This window comes from Haemophilus haemolyticus (genome assembly GCF_003493685.1).
GTDB lineage: Bacteria > Pseudomonadota > Gammaproteobacteria > Enterobacterales > Pasteurellaceae > Haemophilus > Haemophilus haemolyticus_O.
In genome coordinates, this window is record NZ_QQJW01000001.1 from 273,650 (window position 1) to 291,768 (window position 18,119).

General features: G+C 38.0%; 18 protein-coding genes. 5 read left to right on the plus strand and 13 right to left on the minus strand.

What is annotated here, in order from left to right; genetic code table 11:
• The first annotated feature begins 29 nt into the window (after positions 1-29).
• The 4 genes from nlpI (at position 30) to DV434_RS10745 (ending at position 4,707) form a co-directional block, all read left to right on the plus strand.
• Entirely contained in the window at positions 30-974 is a 945-nt protein-coding gene (nlpI, locus tag DV434_RS01415; protein ID WP_118785414.1) for a lipoprotein NlpI, read from the plus strand.
• A gap of 119 nt (positions 975-1,093) precedes the next feature.
• Positions 1,094-2,932 (plus strand): DEAD/DEAH box helicase, encoded by a 1,839-nt coding sequence (locus DV434_RS01420; RefSeq protein WP_118785415.1) that lies wholly within the window; start codon positions 1,094-1,096, stop codon positions 2,930-2,932.
• Positions 2,933-3,101: 169 nt separating this feature from the next.
• On the plus strand, positions 3,102-4,553 hold the full coding sequence (gene mltF, locus DV434_RS01425; protein WP_118785416.1) for a membrane-bound lytic murein transglycosylase MltF: 1,452 nt from the start codon (positions 3,102-3,104) through the stop codon (positions 4,551-4,553).
• 1 nt (position 4,554) lies between these two features.
• Positions 4,555-4,707 (plus strand): hypothetical protein, encoded by a 153-nt coding sequence (locus DV434_RS10745; RefSeq protein WP_005631066.1) that lies wholly within the window; start codon positions 4,555-4,557, stop codon positions 4,705-4,707.
• A gap of 82 nt (positions 4,708-4,789) precedes the next feature.
• Here the strand turns inward: DV434_RS10745 and DV434_RS01430 are convergent, their stop codons facing one another.
• The 4 genes from DV434_RS01430 to arsC form a co-directional block, all read right to left on the minus strand.
• Positions 4,790-5,401, minus strand: a complete 612-nt coding sequence (locus tag DV434_RS01430) for a YagU family protein (RefSeq protein WP_118785417.1) — start codon at positions 5,399-5,401, stop codon at positions 4,790-4,792.
• Positions 5,402-5,542: 141 nt separating this feature from the next.
• Positions 5,543-5,839: a DUF5377 family protein gene (locus DV434_RS01435; protein ID WP_118785418.1), complete on the minus strand. Its 297-nt coding sequence runs from the start codon at positions 5,837-5,839 to the stop codon at positions 5,543-5,545.
• 23 nt (positions 5,840-5,862) lie between these two features.
• Positions 5,863-6,108 (minus strand): alternative ribosome-rescue factor A, encoded by a 246-nt coding sequence (locus tag DV434_RS01440; protein WP_118785419.1) that lies wholly within the window; start codon positions 6,106-6,108, stop codon positions 5,863-5,865.
• 67 nt (positions 6,109-6,175) lie between these two features.
• The gene (arsC, locus tag DV434_RS01445; protein ID WP_118785420.1) at positions 6,176-6,526 is read right to left on the minus strand and encodes an arsenate reductase (glutaredoxin); all 351 of its coding nucleotides are present in this window, start codon (positions 6,524-6,526) and stop codon (positions 6,176-6,178) included.
• A gap of 77 nt (positions 6,527-6,603) precedes the next feature.
• Here arsC and DV434_RS01450 point away from each other — a divergent pair, with 77 nt between their 5' ends.
• A complete protein-coding gene (locus tag DV434_RS01450) occupies positions 6,604-7,653 on the plus strand; it encodes an AI-2E family transporter (protein WP_118785421.1) in 1,050 nt (349 codons plus the stop codon).
• Positions 7,654-7,751: 98 nt separating this feature from the next.
• On the opposite strand, the gene secF is transcribed toward DV434_RS01450, so the two are convergent.
• From secF to uvrA, 9 genes are all read right to left on the minus strand, one after another.
• Positions 7,752-8,726 (minus strand): protein translocase subunit SecF, encoded by a 975-nt coding sequence (gene secF, locus DV434_RS01455; RefSeq protein ID WP_118785422.1) that lies wholly within the window; start codon positions 8,724-8,726, stop codon positions 7,752-7,754.
• Between the two features lie 10 nt (positions 8,727-8,736).
• Positions 8,737-10,587, minus strand: coding sequence for a protein translocase subunit SecD (gene secD / locus DV434_RS01460; RefSeq protein WP_118785423.1), 1,851 nt, complete (start codon positions 10,585-10,587; stop codon positions 8,737-8,739).
• A 69-nt stretch (positions 10,588-10,656) separates the two neighbouring features.
• Positions 10,657-10,950 carry a preprotein translocase subunit YajC gene (yajC, locus tag DV434_RS01465; protein ID WP_005631054.1) on the minus strand — a complete coding sequence of 98 codons (294 nt, stop codon included), beginning with the start codon at positions 10,948-10,950 and terminating at the stop codon, positions 10,657-10,659.
• A 109-nt stretch (positions 10,951-11,059) separates the two neighbouring features.
• Positions 11,060-11,281, minus strand: coding sequence for a sulfurtransferase TusA family protein (locus DV434_RS01470; RefSeq protein WP_118785424.1), 222 nt, complete (start codon positions 11,279-11,281; stop codon positions 11,060-11,062).
• Positions 11,278-11,796 carry a hemerythrin domain-containing protein gene (locus DV434_RS01475; RefSeq protein WP_118785425.1) on the minus strand — a complete coding sequence of 173 codons (519 nt, stop codon included), beginning with the start codon at positions 11,794-11,796 and terminating at the stop codon, positions 11,278-11,280. The genes DV434_RS01470 and DV434_RS01475 overlap by 4 nt, the downstream gene beginning before the upstream one ends.
• 64 nt (positions 11,797-11,860) lie before the next feature.
• Positions 11,861-13,009 (minus strand): tRNA guanosine(34) transglycosylase Tgt, encoded by a 1,149-nt coding sequence (gene tgt, locus DV434_RS01480; protein ID WP_118785426.1) that lies wholly within the window; start codon positions 13,007-13,009, stop codon positions 11,861-11,863.
• Between the two features lie 344 nt (positions 13,010-13,353).
• Positions 13,354-14,445, minus strand: a complete 1,092-nt coding sequence (gene queA / locus DV434_RS01485; RefSeq protein ID WP_118785427.1) for a tRNA preQ1(34) S-adenosylmethionine ribosyltransferase-isomerase QueA — start codon at positions 14,443-14,445, stop codon at positions 13,354-13,356.
• Positions 14,446-14,631: 186 nt separating this feature from the next.
• Entirely contained in the window at positions 14,632-15,075 is a 444-nt protein-coding gene (locus DV434_RS01490; protein WP_118785428.1) for a hypothetical protein, read from the minus strand.
• 153 nt (positions 15,076-15,228) lie between these two features.
• Positions 15,229-18,060 (minus strand): excinuclease ABC subunit UvrA, encoded by a 2,832-nt coding sequence (uvrA, locus tag DV434_RS01495; RefSeq protein WP_118785429.1) that lies wholly within the window; start codon positions 18,058-18,060, stop codon positions 15,229-15,231.
• Between the last annotated feature and the right edge of the window lie 59 nt (positions 18,061-18,119).

Sequence of the window (18,119 nt, forward strand, 5' to 3'; positions counted from 1 at the left end):
TTTCCAACTTTTAGGCATAAAGAAAGCAAATGCGGTGTTTTCGCTTATCTCGCCATTTTATAGTCTATTTATTTAGCTTATGTGCGATCTTACTCCTTGCTGGCTGTGTTCAGTCTAGGGGCGGTTTTGTGTCTAAAAATCATGTTGTGTTGGCTGAACAAAATCCGAATACTCACTTTGAACAAGAAGTGATGATAGTGCGGTTAAGCCAAGTACTACTCGTTGGAAAAATGAGTAATGAAGAACGTGCATCGCTACATTTTGAACGTGGCGTACTCTATGATTCCCTTGGATTATGGGGACTTGCTCGTTATGATTTTACTCAAGCCCTTGCATTACAGCCTAAAATGGCATCCGTGTACAATTACTTAGGGCTTTATTTATTGCTTGAAGAAGATTATGACGGCGCATTGGAAGCATTCAATACGGTGTTTGAATTAGATTCAGGTTACGACTATACCCACCTTAATCGTGGTTTAAATTTTTATTATGTAGGGCGCTACCATCTTGCTCAGCAAGATTTCTTACAGTTCTACCAAGCCGATACAAAAGATCCCTATCGTGTCTTATGGCTATATTTGAACGAACAAAAATTAAAACCACAAGAAGCCCAAACAAACCTTGTTGAACGAGCAAAAGGGCTATCAGAGGACTTCTGGGGTACACAAATCGTTCAATATTACTTAGGACACATCTCTGTAGAAGAATTACAACAACGTGCGAGTGAATTTGCTGAAAATTCACAACAATATGCTGAAATTCTCACAGAAACCTATTTTTATCTAGCAAAACAAAAACTCAATGTAGGGCTAGTAGATGAAGCAGCAGCTTTATTTAAACTAGCCATGGCAAATCAGGTTTATAACTTTGTTGAGTATCGTTTTGCCGCGTTTGAACTAATGAAATTAAAACCGGTTCAAATAGAAGACGAAAAAGAAGAGAAAAGTGCGGTGGCAAAAGCGATTGTTTTCTAAAAATCAATCAAAACTCACCGCTCTTTACAGTAGAACGAATAGAAAAATTCATTCGCTCTGCTCAACTTAATAAACCGAAGGCCTCTTTGAGCTTTCCTTATTTATATTCGAGTATTTTAATGACTGACAAAATTACTTTTAATGACTTAGGCTTACCTGAGTTCATCTTAAAAGCTGTTTCTGACTTAGGTTTTGAAACCCCTTCTCCAATTCAACAAGCTTGTATCCCGCATTTACTCAGTGGCAATGATGTGCTAGGTATGGCACAAACGGGTAGTGGTAAAACCGCTGCTTTTGCACTGCCTTTATTAGCGCAAATCGATCCAAGTGAAAAACATCCACAAATGTTAGTGATGGCTCCAACTCGCGAACTTGCTATTCAAGTTGCCGATGCGTGCGAACAATTTGTTAAATATGCACACGGCACTCGCATTGTTACCTTATATGGTGGCCAACGTTATGACATCCAACTTCGTGCATTAAAACAAGGCGCACAAGTGGTTGTGGGTACACCAGGTCGTATTCTTGACCATATTCGTCGCGGAACATTAAATCTTTCAGAACTTCGTTTTATCGTATTAGATGAAGCAGATGAAATGCTACGTATGGGTTTCATTGATGATGTAGAAACCGTCATGGCAGAATTACCAGAAAATCACCAAACAGCATTATTCTCTGCAACAATGCCTGAACCGATCCGTCGTATTACGAAACGTTTTATGAATGATCCGAAAGAAGTGAAGATTAAGGTTAATAACGAAAATGCCCCAGATATCGACCAAAGTTGTTGGTATGTGCACGGCGTTCGTAAAAATGAAGCCCTTCTTCGTTTCTTAGAAGTGGAAGATTTTGATGCAGCGATTATCTTTGCTCGCACTAAAACAGGTACTTTAGACATTACAGAACTACTTGAAAAAAATGGTTTCCGTTCTGCCGCACTTAATGGTGATATGACACAACAACTCCGCGAACAAACCCTCGATCGCTTACGTAACGGCAGTTTAGATATTGTTGTGGCAACCGATGTAGCCGCACGCGGTATTGATATTGAACGTATCAGCCTTGTGGTGAACTACGACATTCCGCTTGATGCAGAATCTTATGTACACCGAATTGGCCGTACTGGTCGTGCAGGTCGTTCTGGTCGTGCTTTATTATTCGTTGAGCCTCGCGAGCGTCGCTTACTTCGTAATATTGAACACCTAATGAAAAAAGGTATCAATGAAGTAGAATTGCCAAATCATCTTGTGTTACAAGAATGCCGCCGAAAAAAATTCGTTGCAAAAATTACGAAACAACTCGAGCATCACGATTTAGAACAATATCGTAGTTTATTAGAAGACTTATTCACAGCCGATCAGGATCAAGAAGATATTGCAGCAGCAATGTTAATGTTGCTACAAGGCAAACAAAAATTAATTCTTCCACCTGATCCACCAATGGAAAAACGTCGTCGTGAACGTAATGAACGAGGTGATCGCCGTGAAAATCCACGTTCAGCTGAACGTCGTGGCGAACGTAAAGGCTATGGAAATCCACAACCAATGGATTTATATCGTATCGAAGTCGGTCGTGCGGATGGTGTAGAAGTTCGCCATATCGTTGGTGCGATTGCTAACGAAGGTGATATCAATAGCCGCTATATTGGTCATATCAAACTTTATGATGACTACACTACCATTGAATTGCCACAAGGTATGCCAAAAGAATTATTGCAACAATTCGGTAAAACACGCGTATTGAATAAACAAATGCAAATGTCTTTCTTAGGTGCTGTGAAGTCTGATAGTTCCCGTGGTAGCGATGATTTTAACGGTAAACGTAAAGGCCGTGGTGGCGATTTCCGTGGAGAACGCGGACGTAATGAACGCACTGGTGACAATCGTGGAAATCGTAAATTTAATGAAAAAAGTAACCGCTCTTTTAGCGATAAACCACGCCGTGATCGCCGAGGATAAGATCCTTGCGATATAAAGAATAGTGCTGTTTCCTAATGTTTTTGCATCATTTAAAATTTAGCACTACTCGGTGAACAAAACTTAGCCCCTTGAACCTCAAGGGGCTTTTTATTGTCTATTGCTTAAATTCTAGCTACAATCCAGCAAGCTTTTTATATAGGAAAAATCATTGAAAGGTCTCTTTTTACGTATTATTACTGCCTTGGCTTTGTTGCTTTGGGCTATTGATATGGTATTCCCATGGCAATTTCTACGCCATGCTGAAGAAAACCACTATACAGCAATTCAAGAACGAGGCTCACTCATGGTGGGCACAATGAACAACCCTATTTCTTATTTTATAAATAAAGACGGCGAACGAGGCTTTGAATATGAATTGGCTAAAGCATTTGCTGATTCACTGGGTGTAGAACTCGAAATTAAAACTTTCGATAATCAAGAACAATTATTTAATGAGCTAGATAAGCATAATATTGATTTAGCTGCGGCTCACCTTTTATATCATCCTAATCATGTAGAACGTTTCCAAATTGGCCCAGCATATCATTCAGCTTCATGGCAATTAGCTTATCGAAAAGATGAACAACGCCCTAAAAATCTAGGCGATATCAAGAAAGAAATTTATATCGCTAACAATTCATCATTGGAAGAAACACTAAAAGAATTACAAAAACAATATCCACAATTAACTTGGAAAAGAAATCAAGCGTTTACTCAAGAAGAACTATTGCTACAACTGTCTGAAGGCAAAATTCCTTACGTTATTGCTAATTCTATTGATATCGCGGCGATACAACAAATCAAACCAGAATTAGCCATTGCCTTTGATATTACTGATGAAGCAAACATTCACTGGTATTTACCGAGTAATGCCTACAATGATCTGCAAGCTGCCTTACTCAATTTTATGAATAATGCACAAGAAACAGGGCTAGTCGATAATTTAAAAGAAAAATATTTAGGGCATATTTCACAATTTGATTACGTGGATACGCGCTCTTATATGAACGCGATTGAAAATATATTGCCACAATTTTCACCGCTCTTTGAAAAATATAAAGGTGAATTAGATTGGCGATTACTCGCAGCAGTCGCTTACCAAGAGTCTCATTGGAATCCAGATGCAACATCACCTACGGGCGTGCGTGGAATAATGATGTTAACTAAAGATACCGCACAACATATGAAAATCAGCGATAGAACAGATCCTGAACAAAGCATTAAAGCGGGATCAGAATATTTACATTGGCTAATTAGTCAAATTCCAGAAACTATTGAAAAAGAAGAAAGAATTTGGTTTGCCTTGGCCGCCTATAACATGGGACTAGGCCACTTAATTGATGCGCGTCGTTTAACTAAAAATCTTGGCGGAAATCCAGATAATTGGCTAGATGTGAAAAAAAATCTGCCTTTATTAGCAGAAAAACGCTATTATTCCCAACTGAAATACGGCTATGCGCGAGGCTATGAAGCGCACCAATATGTAGAAAATATTCGCCGCTATATGAATAGCATAGTGAATTATCATCGGGTCCAAGAAAATCAAACAACGAATGATAATGCAAACAACGAAAGTGCGGTTGGGAATTCAGAAGAAATAAAAGAAAAAAAGGATAAATAAAATGTTAAAACGCAAAACTTTTCTTAAAAAGAAAACCAATTTACAACAAACCTCTTTATCACGTAATCTACGTTTGAGACGCTTGAAACACCGTAAACAGCAGCAATTTGCGAGACATTCATTACAATTTGTCGTACAAGAAATTTGTTGCTAATTAAAGCATCTCTATCCAACAAAAAACGGGTTAAAACTTATTAGTCTTAACCCGTTTCTTATCAAAATTTATACTGTTTAGCTTAAGCTAAAGGAATCTCTGCATCTGGCTCGCCAGTTAAGCGATTACGTAAATCGCGACGAATAATCTCAATAGTCCAGAACCAGAAAATATGACCAACTAGTTCTGAAATATGTTCATATAGCGGCCATTCTGCAACTGGTGGGGTTAAACCTAGTGCTGGGAAAGTAATATAGTGCACGCAAATATTAGCAATAATCCCTGCGCCAATACCTTGCCAAAATTTAATTTTTGGAAAACGTTCTGCGACTAAGCAATAACCAATCGCAAAAACTAAAGAAAAGATTATATGCGTAACACCAATCCAATTGAATACATGATCCGCAAAGGTAAATGCAGCATCTGTTGGATCAATACCTAAATAATCACGTAAGAACACATGTGGTGGATTTAAAAACGCGCGGGAACATACTGCCAGCACTTGATCCTGTGTTAAACCTGTAATATCCACTTTACAAGCAGCCGCAAAGAAATCGATTGGACTACGTGGTGGAAATGGATGCTCTGCACCCCATTTAACAAAAGCAGAAATAATCCCTGCAACGATACCAACAAATACTGCCACACCATAACGACGACGGTTTGCTGGACTTTGAGTAAAAATACCTGACATATTTTGCTCTCCAATAAAAGTAAAGAAAAAATAACCGCACTTTTATGCCATTATTTATACAATTTAAAGTGCGATCCCTATTTTGTCGATATAACAAAATATGGGTAGAATACTAGAATGTTTTATGGATTAGTCAAGTTATTATTCTGATTTCACACTAAGATTCCCAATTTTTACGCCTAATAATCCAATAAAAACAGGATCGAAATAATCACCTAGAAATTTGAATAATTCATTTAGTTCTGTAAAAGAGCGTTGAATTTTTATTTGATCTTCTACTTTACGAACAAACTCATAACGTATTCTATTTTCTTCAAAATATGCCGTTAAAGTTAGATAGATAGTTTCAAAAAAATGGCTTTTAGCCCCCTCTTCACCAGGATCGCTAATGCGTACATTCCATGTATTATTAAATAGGACTTGAGGCTGATTTGACATTTTTATACTCCTTTTTACTATTTTTAGCCTAAGAAAAACCCGATTATAAAGTTTCTGTAATCAAAAAATTTATAATCGGGCTTTTCAAACATTTTCCCTGCGTGTTTCCCTTTACGTTGGTAACTCCCTTTCCCTTTGCGTTTTTTCTCAACACGTTGACGAAATAATTTATCATGCAATAATGCCATCACAGCATTATCTTTTATCACTCCTCGAGTGTGCAAATAAACGGTTTCATTTTCAACCGCACTTTTTTGTTTCTTTCCCATAATTTTTCCTTAAAAAAGCCGTGGAAGGATTTCCACGGCTGGAGTATTATACGCGCAAACGTTTAAATTACAAAATCTCAAGTACACTTTCTGGCGGACGCCCGATTTTAGCCTGATTACCATTGATCACAATTGGGCGTTCAATGAGTGCTGAATGTTCACTCATGGCTTTTAATAATTCAGCTTGAGAGAGCTCTAAATTATCTAAATTTAAGCTTTTGTATAAATCATCTTTCGTACGCATCATTTGACGCACATCATCAATCCCTAATTTTTGGGCAATGCTTTGTAATTCATCAATGGAATACTGCTTTTGCAAATACAATTCAACTATTGGGTGAAAACCTTGATTTTCTAATAATGCTAGTGTTTCACGGCTTTTTGAGCAACGTGGGTTGTGATAAATAATAACAGACATAGGATTTCCTCTTAGTAGCTATAAACACTATAAATTTTAACTTATAATGGCGAAAAATACTTACAGGAAAAGAAATTATGCTAGAAATGTTGAAAAGCTGGTACTCGCGTCGCTTAAGCGATCCACAAGCGATGGGACTATTAGCAATATTATTATTTGGCTTTATCTCCATTTATTTTTTTGGAAATTTAATCGCGCCGTTGTTGATTGCTCTAGTACTATCCTATTTACTAGAAATGCCGATCAATTTTTTGCATCAACATTTAAAATGCCCAAGAATGCTAGCCACAATCATCATTTTTGGTGGCTTTATTGGACTAGCGACAATCTTCTTTTTAATCCTCATGCCAATGCTATGGAATCAAACTATTTCCTTATTAAGTGATTTGCCCGCAATGTTTAATAAGCTCAATGAATGGTTACTAAACTTACCTGAGCATTATCCTGAGCTCATCGACTATTCAATGGTAGATTCTATTTTCAATTCTGTGCGAGAAAAAATCCTTGGTTTTGGTGAATCTGCTGTAAAACTTTCTTTAGCCTCCATCATGAACTTGGTTTCTTTAGGGATTTATGCCTTTTTAGTGCCATTAATGATGTTTTTTATGCTGAAGGATAAATCAGAACTTTTACAAGGGGTGAGCCGTTTCTTACCGAAAAATAGAAACTTGGCTTTCAAAGTATGGAAAGAAATGCAACAGCAAATCTCCAACTACATCCATGGAAAATTATTAGAAATACTGATTGTTACGCTCATCACCTACATTATTTTCTTAATATTCGGGCTAAATTACTCTCTCTTATTAGCTTTTGCGGTGGGTCTCTCAGTTCTCGTTCCTTACATTGGCGCAGTAATTGTCACAATTCCTGTTGCATTGGTTGCATTATTCCAATTTGGAATCAGCCCAACATTTTGGTATATCATCATCGCTTTTGCTGTGAGCCAGCTCTTAGATGGAAACTTACTCGTTCCTTATTTATTTTCTGAAGCAGTGAATTTACATCCATTGATTATTATCATTTCAGTATTAATTTTTGGCGGTTTATGGGGATTTTGGGGCGTATTTTTTGCCATTCCCTTAGCGACTTTAGTGAAATCCGTGATAAATGCGTTACCTCAAGATTAAAAGTCTAAATTAAAAAGCTATACAAATAAAAAAATAGTTAACCATGAATTTTTGGTTAACTATTTTTTATTGAAGTTTATTCTAAGAATAGAATTTAACTAAGGTAATTCATCAATTTCCTTATCTACTTTAGGCGGGATCATATGTTCACGGCGTAATCCAACATCGTATGCAATTGCGATTGCAATAAAGATTGAAGAATATGTACCAAATCCAATACCCACAAGTAACGCTAAAGAGAAGTTATGAATTGATGGACCGCCGAAAAAGAACAATGCAATAACAACAATTAACGTTGTCGCAGAGGTCATGATAGTTCTTGATAAAGTTTGCGTTAAAGAAACATCAATAATATCAATCGTATCTAGACGTCTTATTTTTCTAAAGTTTTCACGCACACGGTCAAAGACCACGATACTATCGTTAATAGAATAACCCACAACAGATAAAATCGCTGCAACGAAGGTTAAATCAATTTCGATTTGTAACGCTGAAAACACGCCAAGAGTAATAATTACGTCATGCGCAAGGGATGCGATACCGCCGAAACCTAAACGCCATTCAAAGCGAGAACCTACATAAACTAGCATCATGGCTAATGTCGCTAATGTCGCATACACCGCACCTTGTGCCAATTCTTCCCCTACGTTTGGTCCAACGAATTCAACACTACGAATCTTTATACCAGAATCTACTTCTTGGAGCATTCCTTTTACGCGATCTCCAATGCCTGAATCATTATCCGTCGCTGGTAAACGAATCATGACATCTTGAACAGAACCTGTTGTCTGCACAATTGGGCTTTCAATACCATTTTCATGGAGCTTACCACGGATTTTTTCTAAGTCTGCAGATTGTGAAAAATGGGTATCAAAAACAACCCCGCCGGTAAAATCCAATCCCCAGTTAAAGCCTTTTGATACGATAAAAAATAGCGAAACGGCCATTAAAAGTGCGGAAAAAACATAGCCCCATTTACGCACTTTCATAAATTCGGTCAATGGGAACGGGAGTTTAATCCCATTGATTTCACGGATAAAATGTCCGTCTTTATCTTTTGCAAAAATTTTCATCGTTCCCTACCTAAATTGATAATTTCTTAAGTTGTTTGCCGCCATAAAGCGCATTAACTAATGCGCGTGTTCCTGTAATTGCGGTAAACATTGAAATTGCCACACCAAGTGAAAGCGTAATCGCAAATCCTTGAATTGGGCCTGTCCCCACAGCATACAAGATAATTGCGGTTAAAATTGTCGTTAAATTCGCATCAAAAATAGAGCTAAACGCCCCGTTGTAACCTTCATTGATTGCTTGTTGAATTGGACGACCATTGCGAATTTCTTCTTTAATACGTTCAAAAATCAACACGTTTGCATCCACCGACATACCTAAAGTTAAAACGATACCCGCAATACCTGGCATTGAAAGTGTCGCTCCGGGTAAAATAGACATTAATCCCACAAGTAATACGATATTAATAACAAGTGCAAAACTTGCAATCACACCAAACATTTTGTAGTAAAACAACATAAAGACAATAACAGCAACTAATCCCCAAAGACTTGCATTAATCCCTTGCTCTACGTTTTGCGCACCTAATGATGGGCCAATTGTGCGTTCTTCAACAATTTGAATTGGTGCAATTAATGCGCCAGATTTCAACAAGGTAGAAAGATTGTGCGCTTCCGCGATACTATCAACACCAGTAATTTGGAAATTAGAACTGAAACGACCTTGGATCGTCGCCACATTAATGACTTCCTCATGTTTTTCTAAAATAGTTTTACCATTTTCGTCTTTTTTACCGTTATCTTTATATTCAACATAAAGCGTTGCCATTGGTTTCTTGTAATATTTTTTGGTAGTTTGAGACATAATCTCACCACCTTCACCATCCAAGGTTACACTCACTTGCGGGGTACTTGAATGCTGATCTAAACCAGAACTTGAATTAATAATATGCTCACCACCTAATACCGCGCGTTTAAATAATGCAACAGGATGACCTTGGCGATCATATTTAACTTCCGAATCAGCTGGTAACATATTACGAGAAATTGCATCGGCCGTAACATTTTGATTTACAATACGAAACTCAAGCGTTGCAGTTGCCCCTAAAATTTCTTTTGCGCGAGCAGTATCTTGAACACCTGGTAATTCAATTACAATACGTTCAGCACCTTGACGTTGAATAACCGCCTCAGATACCCCTAATTCAGCAACACGTTTACGTAAAATCGTTAAGTTTTGCTCAATTGCTAAGTCGCGTGCTTCATTTAATGCTGAAGTTGAAAGACCTAAATTGATACTATAGTTATCCAACTCTGTTATATCTAAGGTTGGATGCAACTGGTGAATAATACGTTCAGCTTTAGAGCGTTGACTTGCATCGGCCAACGTGACAGAAGTACCAAAATGCTCAGTATTTTTAATTGCCGTATATTGAATTTTTTCTTTACGAAGTTCGTTACGTAAACTGTCTTGTAATTGCTCTTGGCGTTTTACAAGTGCAGCATTCATATCAACTTCCATCAAAAAACGAACCCCACCGCGTAAGTCTAATCCCCATTTCATTGGGTTAGCACCAAACATACTTAACCAAGCTGGAGTGGCAGGCGCAAGATTTAATGCGGTGGTGTAATTATTGCCAAGACGTTCAGCAATTTTATCTTTAGCAAGGAGTTGATCATCGGTATTAGTGAAACGAGCTAGAATTGAGCCATTCTCAAGCACGATAGATTTGGTTGGAAGATTGTTGGTTTTAAGCACATCTTGAACTTGTCCAAGCACACTAGTATTCGCTTCTTGACCGCGCGTACCGGAAATTTGCACCGCAGGATCTTCACCATAAATATTTGGAAGAGAATATAAAGTCCCGATGGCTACAATAAAAATAACCATCAAATTCTTCCATAATGGATAACGGTTTAACATAGTTTTCCTTTTCTTTTCTAACGCACAGAGCCACAATTCGTGGCTCTGGAAAATAATTTAACGTTACTCTTAAAGTGATTTTAATGAACCTTTAGGAAGAACGCTCACAATGTAGTTACGATTAATCGTAATTTCTGTCGTGTCGTTTAACGCAATCACGATGCTATCGCTACCTTCGGTTACTTTAGTAATTTTGCCGATTAAACCACCAGCAGTTAAAACTTCAGTACCTTTTGCAAGCTCAGACATCAATTTTTTGTGTTCTTTATTGCGTTTAGCTTGCGGGCGATAAATCATAAAGTAAAAAATTAAACCAAAGATCACGAAAATAAATAACGTGGACATCGGGTTTTGTGCTTCCATTGTATGTTTTCCTTGTTAATTTAAGTTAAAAATTGCGCTTAAAATACCATAAATTGGCTCATTGGGAAAGATGAACCACGCCCAATATCCTACGTTATGGCGATTAATTTTATTTTTTCAAGATAACTATAAATTCTTTTTCCGAAGCGTAATATTGCTCGATCAAAGCAACCGAATTTTCTTCTGCAAAAATAGAAAAATTTTCCACCGCACTTTCAAGGTTTAAGATCAACATTAGCTCATCATTTTTATCTAAATTTTTTAAGGCTTTTTTGGCACTTAAAAGAGGAATGGGGCATCGAAGTGCGGTTAAATTGAGCTGATATTTCATTCTTTAACTTGACGACGAGCACTCATGTTCTTGCCCATTTCAGCCAAAATATCCGCACTTAAGTATTCACGCCCCATTTCAAATAGCGGTTCTTCTAACGCAATATGACGATCATAACCTTGAATAAAGCGTTCAATTAAATGTTCATCAATATTCTGACGTTGTTCAGAAATAAGCTCTTCTAACTGCGCAGATAGTGCATTCCAATTTTCATGCAAATATTCATGCTGTTTTTCTAATTCATCAATGGAGCTTTGCGCTTGCGGAGCCACTTTGACTAATTGAGGGAAAAAATCTAGTTCTTCATCCTCATGATGTAACGGCGCGGCACGATTAAAATAAGTTAAAATCTGCTCAACATCATTTAATACAGCCTGAGTATAGCCGTGTTTTTCTAGATAATCAGGCAAAATGCTTAACTGGCGACAAAAACGTTTTACCTTACTATGACAGGCATAAAGCATTTCAATAGGTTCATTCCAGGTGGCGAATTGTTGAGGTTCAAGAATTTGCATAAGGTTTCCTTTGTTAAAAAGTGCGGTCAAAAAACGTTTCATTTTTCTACCGCACTTTCATCAATTATGATTTATCCGCTAATTGTAATGGTGGAACAGGTTTGCCCATGCGAGCATAAAATTCCACCACAAAATCATCAAAACGATCGTCTTCAATCGCTTGACGAATTTCCGCCATTAAACGTTGATAATAGCGTAAATTGTGAATGGTATTTAAGCGTGCACCTAAAATTTCACCGCATTTATCTAAATGATATAAATAGGCTTTGGTGTAGTTTTTACAGGTGTAGCAATCACATTCTGGATCCAACGGGCTGGTATCATCACGGTATTTTGCATTACGGATTTTGACAATGCCGTCTGTCACGAATAAATGACCGTTACGTGCATTGCGGGTTGGCATTACACAGTCGAACATATCAATACCACGACGTACGCCTTCCACTAAATCTTCCGGTTTACCCACACCCATTAAATAACGCGGTTTATCAGCCGGGATTTGTGGACAAATATATTCCAAAATACGGTGCATATCTTCTTTCGGTTCGCCTACCGCTAAACCGCCCACCGCATAACCGTCAAAGCCAATATTGACTAAGCCTTCTAGTGATACTTTGCGTAATTCTTCAAATACGCCACCTTGAATAATACCGAATAGGGCATTCTTATTGCCTAATTCATCAAAACGATCGCGGCTGCGTTTTGCCCAACGAAGAGACATTTCCATGGATTTTTTCGCATAATCGAAAGTCGCTGGATAAGGCGTACATTCATCGAAAATCATCACGATGTCAGACCCTAAATCATATTGAATTTCCATGGATTTTTCAGGCGAAAGGAAAATGCGCTCACCGTTAATTGGATTTTGGAATTTCACGCCTTCTTCGGTGATTTTACGTAATTTACCTAAACTAAATACTTGGAAACCGCCACTGTCAGTCAAAATTGGGCGATTCCATTGCATAAAGTCATGTAAATCACCGTGTTTACGCATGACTTCTTGACCTGGACGAAGCCATAGATGGAAGGTGTTACCCAGTAAAATTTCTGCACCTGTCGCACGCACTTCTTCCGGTGTCATGCCTTTTACGGTGCCATAAGTGCCCACTGGCATAAATGCAGGGGTTTCTACGCTGAACGTGCCTTGTGGGCGTTCAAACACCAAGCGACCACGACGTGCACTGCCGCTGGTTTTATCTAATTCATATTTCATTTTCTTTCCTCAACGAATAAACAGTTCGAAGATTTTTTAAACAAAAAAGCCTGTTAAAAAATACAGGCTTTGTGCTATCATATTTCTAATGCTCTTTGAGCAGAGGCGGATCTACTAAGATAGTCCGCCAGTTGCCGCTGTCGGGCTATTTCGTAGATCCTGAGTTTGTTAATCATACTAAGGATAAAATATGACTAAATTTATGATTAAGTTGGTCATCATTATTCTACTTTGCCTGTTATTGAAAAGTAGCACTGGCTATTAGTAGTTGATGCCGACAAGGGATGGTTACCGCCATCTCTTGTTCTTTATTGTAGGTGCTGACTAATTACAAGTCAAACAACTTATTCCAATCCTCTTACATTAGAATTTTTATTAATAAACATCGCATCGCCATAACTAAAGAAACGATATTTTTCTTGTACTGCATGCTTATACGCATTCATGGTATTTTTATAACCAGCAAAAGCGGAAACTAACATTATCAATGTGCTTTCAGGTAAGTGGAAATTAGTAATTAAACAATCCACCACTCGGAATTTTTTACCAGGATAAATAAAAATAGAGGTATCAGAAAAATAAGGCTCAATTAAATCTGGATTACCAAATTCTTCCGCAGAAAGCGCCGCACTTTCAATAGAACGAACAGAAGTAGTTCCTACTGCAATAACACGTTTACCCGCTTTTTTTGTTGCAATAATAGCATTGCAAACTTCTTGAGAAACTTCTACGTATTCTGCATGCATCACATGATCTTCAATATTTTCGACTCGAACAGGCTGGAATGTTCCCGCTCCTACATGTAATGTGACAAATTCAAAATTCACACCTTTCTTTTTAAGTTTTTCAAGCAAGGGATCATCAAAATGTAAGCCTGCTGTTGGTGCTGCTACAGCACCCGGTACTTTACTATAAACTGTTTGATAACATTCTTGATCGGCTTCTTCATCGGGACGGTCAATATAAGGCGGTAATGGCATATGTCCAATGGTTTGCAACACATCTAAAAGAGCGGTTGATTTATCACTTAATTCCACTTCAAACAATGCACCATGGCGCGCAGTCATCACCGCTTTAATTCCATTATTTTCGCCTAATTTATCTTCACCTAAAAATAATTCCGCCCCTTCTTTGGGTGATTTTGATGAACAGATATGCGCTAAGAAACGATGCTCATCTAACATGCGCTCAACTAAAATTTCAATTTTTCCACCGCTAGCTTTACGCCCAAACATTCTTGCAGGAATGACGCGAGTATTATTGAAAATCAATAAATCGCCTTCATCAATTAAATCCAATACATCTGAAAAAGTGCGGTCAATTACCGCGCCATTTTCTCCATTCAAATGTAATAAACGGCAAGATGATCTATCTTCTTTTGGATAGCGAGCAATAAGTTCATCAGGTAAATCGAAATTAAAATCTGAAACACGCATAATAAAGTTTAGGTTAAATAAAATAGGCGGTAAGTCTAGTTTGAATCGGGGATAATCTCAAGAAAAAATAAAAATCTAATCTTCTATTCATAGTTAAAATTTTTTATTTATCTATTGAGGTGATGCAAGTTAAGAACTATTTAAGATAGAAAAATGGCTAGCAATTACGCTAGCCATTTTGATGAATTATAAATTTGCTTTTTTAGTTGCTTTTGCGTTTACATCACAGTTTTTGATGATGATCTTATCGCTAGTTTTGCCTTTTTGAATTAAATTCACCGGCACAACAGAATCAAATTTATCTAAAGTTAAACCACTATCTACATTCCAAACATAGTCACCAGAAGTGAAACTTGTAAAATCGTTTTGTGATTTATCACGAGCAAAATCTTTTGCAATAATTTTGTTACCTAAACTAACCATTGCAGCAACTGGTTCTTGGTTTTCAAATTGATACACTGCAGTCACAGTTTTTTTATTACAAGAATAAACTACTGTTTTATCAGTAATAGTTGATGCAGTTTGAGCAGCCATTTGAGCCGATGCTTTTTCCATTACTGGCGCATCTTTTGCACATGCAGATAATACAACAGCGGCAGCAAATGCTGGTAAAACTTTAGTAAAGTTCATTATTAAATCCTCTTAATTAAGCCCCAATCTGGGGCGCTACTTAGATACGTTTAATTAAATAAAGTTCCCAATGTTAAATCAAAAAATCTATTAACATGAAACTAAAGCCTAATTGTCATTTTACGACTTTCTATACTAAAAGTGCGGTAATTTTTAACGTTTTTCCAAAATTGGTTTAAGAAATCTGGCTGTATGAGATCCTTCGACTTTAGCGACTTCTTCAGGCGTACCAGTAGCAATAATTTGCCCGCCACCGCTTCCCCCTTCAGGGCCAAGATCGACAATCCAGTCTGTCGTTTTAATCACATCAAGATTGTGTTCAATGACGACGATAGTATTTCCTTGATCGCGTAATCGATGCAGTACTTCGAGTAATTGCTTAATGTCAGCAAAATGCAAACCGGTCGTCGGCTCATCTAGAATATACAAGGTTTTGCCCGTATCACGTTTAGAAAGTTCCGTTGCCAGTTTCACGCGTTGTGCTTCGCCGCCTGAAAGTGTTGTAGAAGATTGACCTAATCGAATATAGGATAATCCCACATCCATCAAGGTTTGTAATTTTCTTGCAATCATTGGAATCGCATCAAAAAACTCGCGAGCCTCTTCCACCGTCATATCTAACACTTGATGAATCGTTTTGCCTTTGTAACGAATTTCTAAGGTTTCGCGATTATAGCGTTTACCTTTACATTGATCGCAAGGAACATAAACATCGGGTAAAAAATGCATTTCAACTTTGAGTACACCGTCGCCCTGACAGGCTTCACAGCGTCCACCTCGCACGTTAAAGCTAAAACGTCCTGGATTATAACCACGAGCACGCGCCTCTGGCACTCCTGCAAAAAGTTCACGAATCGGGGTAAATAAGCCTGTATAAGTGGCTGGATTTGAACGTGGCGTGCGTCCAATCGGGCTTTGGTTAATATCAATAACTTTATCGAAATGTTCTAATCCCTCGATAGATTGATAAGGTGCGTAATCCGTCTTCTCCGCTCTATTTAACGCATTTTGCGCAAGTGGAAATAAAGTATCATTAATAAGTGTGGATTTTCCTGAACCAGACACACCAGTTACGCAAGTAAACAAACCAACGGGAATATCTAAATTCACATTTTTTAAGTTATTACCTGATGCGCCTTTAAGTTTGAGCCATTTTTTCTTATCAAGTGCGGTGCGTTTTTTCGGGATTTCGATTTTATCTGCGCCCGATAAAAATTTTCCCGTGATGGAATTTGGATTGAGCATAATTTCATCGGCATTTCCTTGTGCAATAACTTGTCCGCCATGCACGCCAGCACCAGGCCCAATATCAATAATATGGTCAGCTGCACGAATCGCGTCTTCATCGTGTTCCACGACAATTACCGTATTACCAAGATTACGCAAATGAATTAACGTATTAAGTAAGCGTTCATTATCACGTTGGTGCAAGCCAATAGAGGGTTCATCTAATACATACATTACGCCAACAAGTCCCGCACCAATTTGACTCGCAAGGCGAATACGTTGCGCCTCCCCACCTGAAAGAGTTTCAGCAGAACGAGAAAGAGAAAGATAATTCAAACCAACATTGACTAAAAACTGCAAACGCTCGCGGATTTCTTTAAGAATTTTTTCCGCAATTTGCGCTTTTTGACCAGTGAGAGAAAGTGCGGTAAAAAATTCGAGGGTTTCACCAATACTTTTTTCCGCGATTATCGGCAAATTGGTTTTTCCAATATACACATTACGCGCTTCGGGTCGCAAACGAGATCCGCCACAGTCTGCACAAGGTCGATTGCTAATATTTTTCGCTAATTCTTCACGCACCGACATTGATTCCGTTTCTTTATATCGGCGAGCCATATTATTCAAAATCCCTTCAAAAGGGTGCTTGCGAATAACCACATCGCCACGATCATTCATATATTGGAATTCAATTTCCTCTTTTCCTGAACCCTGCATAATGATGTGTTGAATTTTCTTTGGCAAAGATTCATAAGGGGCTTCAACATCAAAATGATAATGTTTTGCCAATGAGGTAAGCATTTGATAATAATAGAAATTACGACGATCCCAACCTTTTACCGCACCACCAGCAAGGGAAATCGTTGGATTTTGCACCACACGATCTTCATCAAAATATTGCTGCACACCCAAGCCATCACAAGTTGGGCAAGCACCTGCAGGATTGTTAAAGGAAAACAAACGAGGCTCTAATTCTGGCACAGAATAACCGCAATGCGGACAAGCAAAATTTGCTGAAAAAACTAATTCTTCCGCTTTCGGATTATCCATATCTGCCACAATCGCGGTGCCACCTGAAAGCTCTAATGCGGTTTCAAAAGACTCAGCTAAACGTGTTGCTAAATCTGACCGCACTTTAAAGCGATCCACCACCACTTCAATAGTATGTTTTTTCTGTAAGGCTAATTTTGGTGGATCAGATAAATCACAAATTTCGCCATCAATACGCGCACGAATATAACCTTGCGCAGCAATATTTTCTAAAATCTTGAGATGTTCGCCTTTTCGATTTTTGACAACTGGCGCAAGTAACATCATCTTACTATCTTCAGGTAAACTTAATACTTTATCCACCATTTGACTAATTGTTTGTGCCGTTAATGGAACATTATGATCGGGACAACGCGGCTCCCCTACTCGTGCAAACAATAAACGTAAATAATCGTAAATTTCCGTAATTGTTCCCACCGTAGAACGTGGATTGTGTGAGGTAGATTTTTGTTCAATGGAAATTGCAGGGGAAAGTCCCTCAATAGAATCCACATCAGGTTTTTCCATTAAAGACAAAAATTGACGCGCATACGCCGAAAGAGATTCAACATAGCGGCGCTGACCTTCCGCATAAAGTGTATCAAACGCTAAAGAGGATTTCCCCGAACCTGAAAGCCCAGTGATCACCACAAGTTTATTGCGTGGAATAGTCAGATTAATATTTTTCAGGTTATGGGTTCTAGCCCCGCGAATATCGATATTTTCCATAAAATAACTCAAAAGAATGAAATAAGTTTAAATTCTGCGATCATTATCGCATATTTTAA

What these genes read in the sequence shown, in the direction of transcription:
- DV434_RS01450 (WP_118785421.1), top strand. Translation starts at nt 6,604, where the DNA reads ATGCTAGAAATGTTGAAAAGCTGGTACTCGCGTCGCTTAAGCGATCCA.
- nlpI (WP_118785414.1), top strand. Translation starts at nt 30, where the DNA reads ATGCGGTGTTTTCGCTTATCTCGCCATTTTATAGTCTATTTATTTAGC.
- DV434_RS01440 (WP_118785419.1), bottom strand. Translation starts at nt 6,108, where the DNA reads ATGGGAAAGAAACAAAAAAGTGCGGTTGAAAATGAAACCGTTTATTTG.
- DV434_RS01420 (WP_118785415.1), top strand. Translation starts at nt 1,094, where the DNA reads ATGACTGACAAAATTACTTTTAATGACTTAGGCTTACCTGAGTTCATC.
- arsC (WP_118785420.1), bottom strand. Translation starts at nt 6,526, where the DNA reads ATGTCTGTTATTATTTATCACAACCCACGTTGCTCAAAAAGCCGTGAA.
- DV434_RS01430 (WP_118785417.1), bottom strand. Translation starts at nt 5,401, where the DNA reads ATGTCAGGTATTTTTACTCAAAGTCCAGCAAACCGTCGTCGTTATGGT.
- uvrA (WP_118785429.1), bottom strand. Translation starts at nt 18,060, where the DNA reads ATGGAAAATATCGATATTCGCGGGGCTAGAACCCATAACCTGAAAAAT.
- yajC (WP_005631054.1), bottom strand. Translation starts at nt 10,950, where the DNA reads ATGGAAGCACAAAACCCGATGTCCACGTTATTTATTTTCGTGATCTTT.
- DV434_RS01435 (WP_118785418.1), bottom strand. Translation starts at nt 5,839, where the DNA reads ATGTCAAATCAGCCTCAAGTCCTATTTAATAATACATGGAATGTACGC.
- DV434_RS10745 (WP_005631066.1), top strand. Translation starts at nt 4,555, where the DNA reads ATGTTAAAACGCAAAACTTTTCTTAAAAAGAAAACCAATTTACAACAA.
- DV434_RS01490 (WP_118785428.1), bottom strand. Translation starts at nt 15,075, where the DNA reads ATGAACTTTACTAAAGTTTTACCAGCATTTGCTGCCGCTGTTGTATTA.
- tgt (WP_118785426.1), bottom strand. Translation starts at nt 13,009, where the DNA reads ATGAAATATGAATTAGATAAAACCAGCGGCAGTGCACGTCGTGGTCGC.
- queA (WP_118785427.1), bottom strand. Translation starts at nt 14,445, where the DNA reads ATGCGTGTTTCAGATTTTAATTTCGATTTACCTGATGAACTTATTGCT.
- DV434_RS01475 (WP_118785425.1), bottom strand. Translation starts at nt 11,796, where the DNA reads ATGCAAATTCTTGAACCTCAACAATTCGCCACCTGGAATGAACCTATT.
- secF (WP_118785422.1), bottom strand. Translation starts at nt 8,726, where the DNA reads ATGAAAATTTTTGCAAAAGATAAAGACGGACATTTTATCCGTGAAATC.
- secD (WP_118785423.1), bottom strand. Translation starts at nt 10,587, where the DNA reads ATGTTAAACCGTTATCCATTATGGAAGAATTTGATGGTTATTTTTATT.
- DV434_RS01470 (WP_118785424.1), bottom strand. Translation starts at nt 11,281, where the DNA reads ATGAAATATCAGCTCAATTTAACCGCACTTCGATGCCCCATTCCTCTT.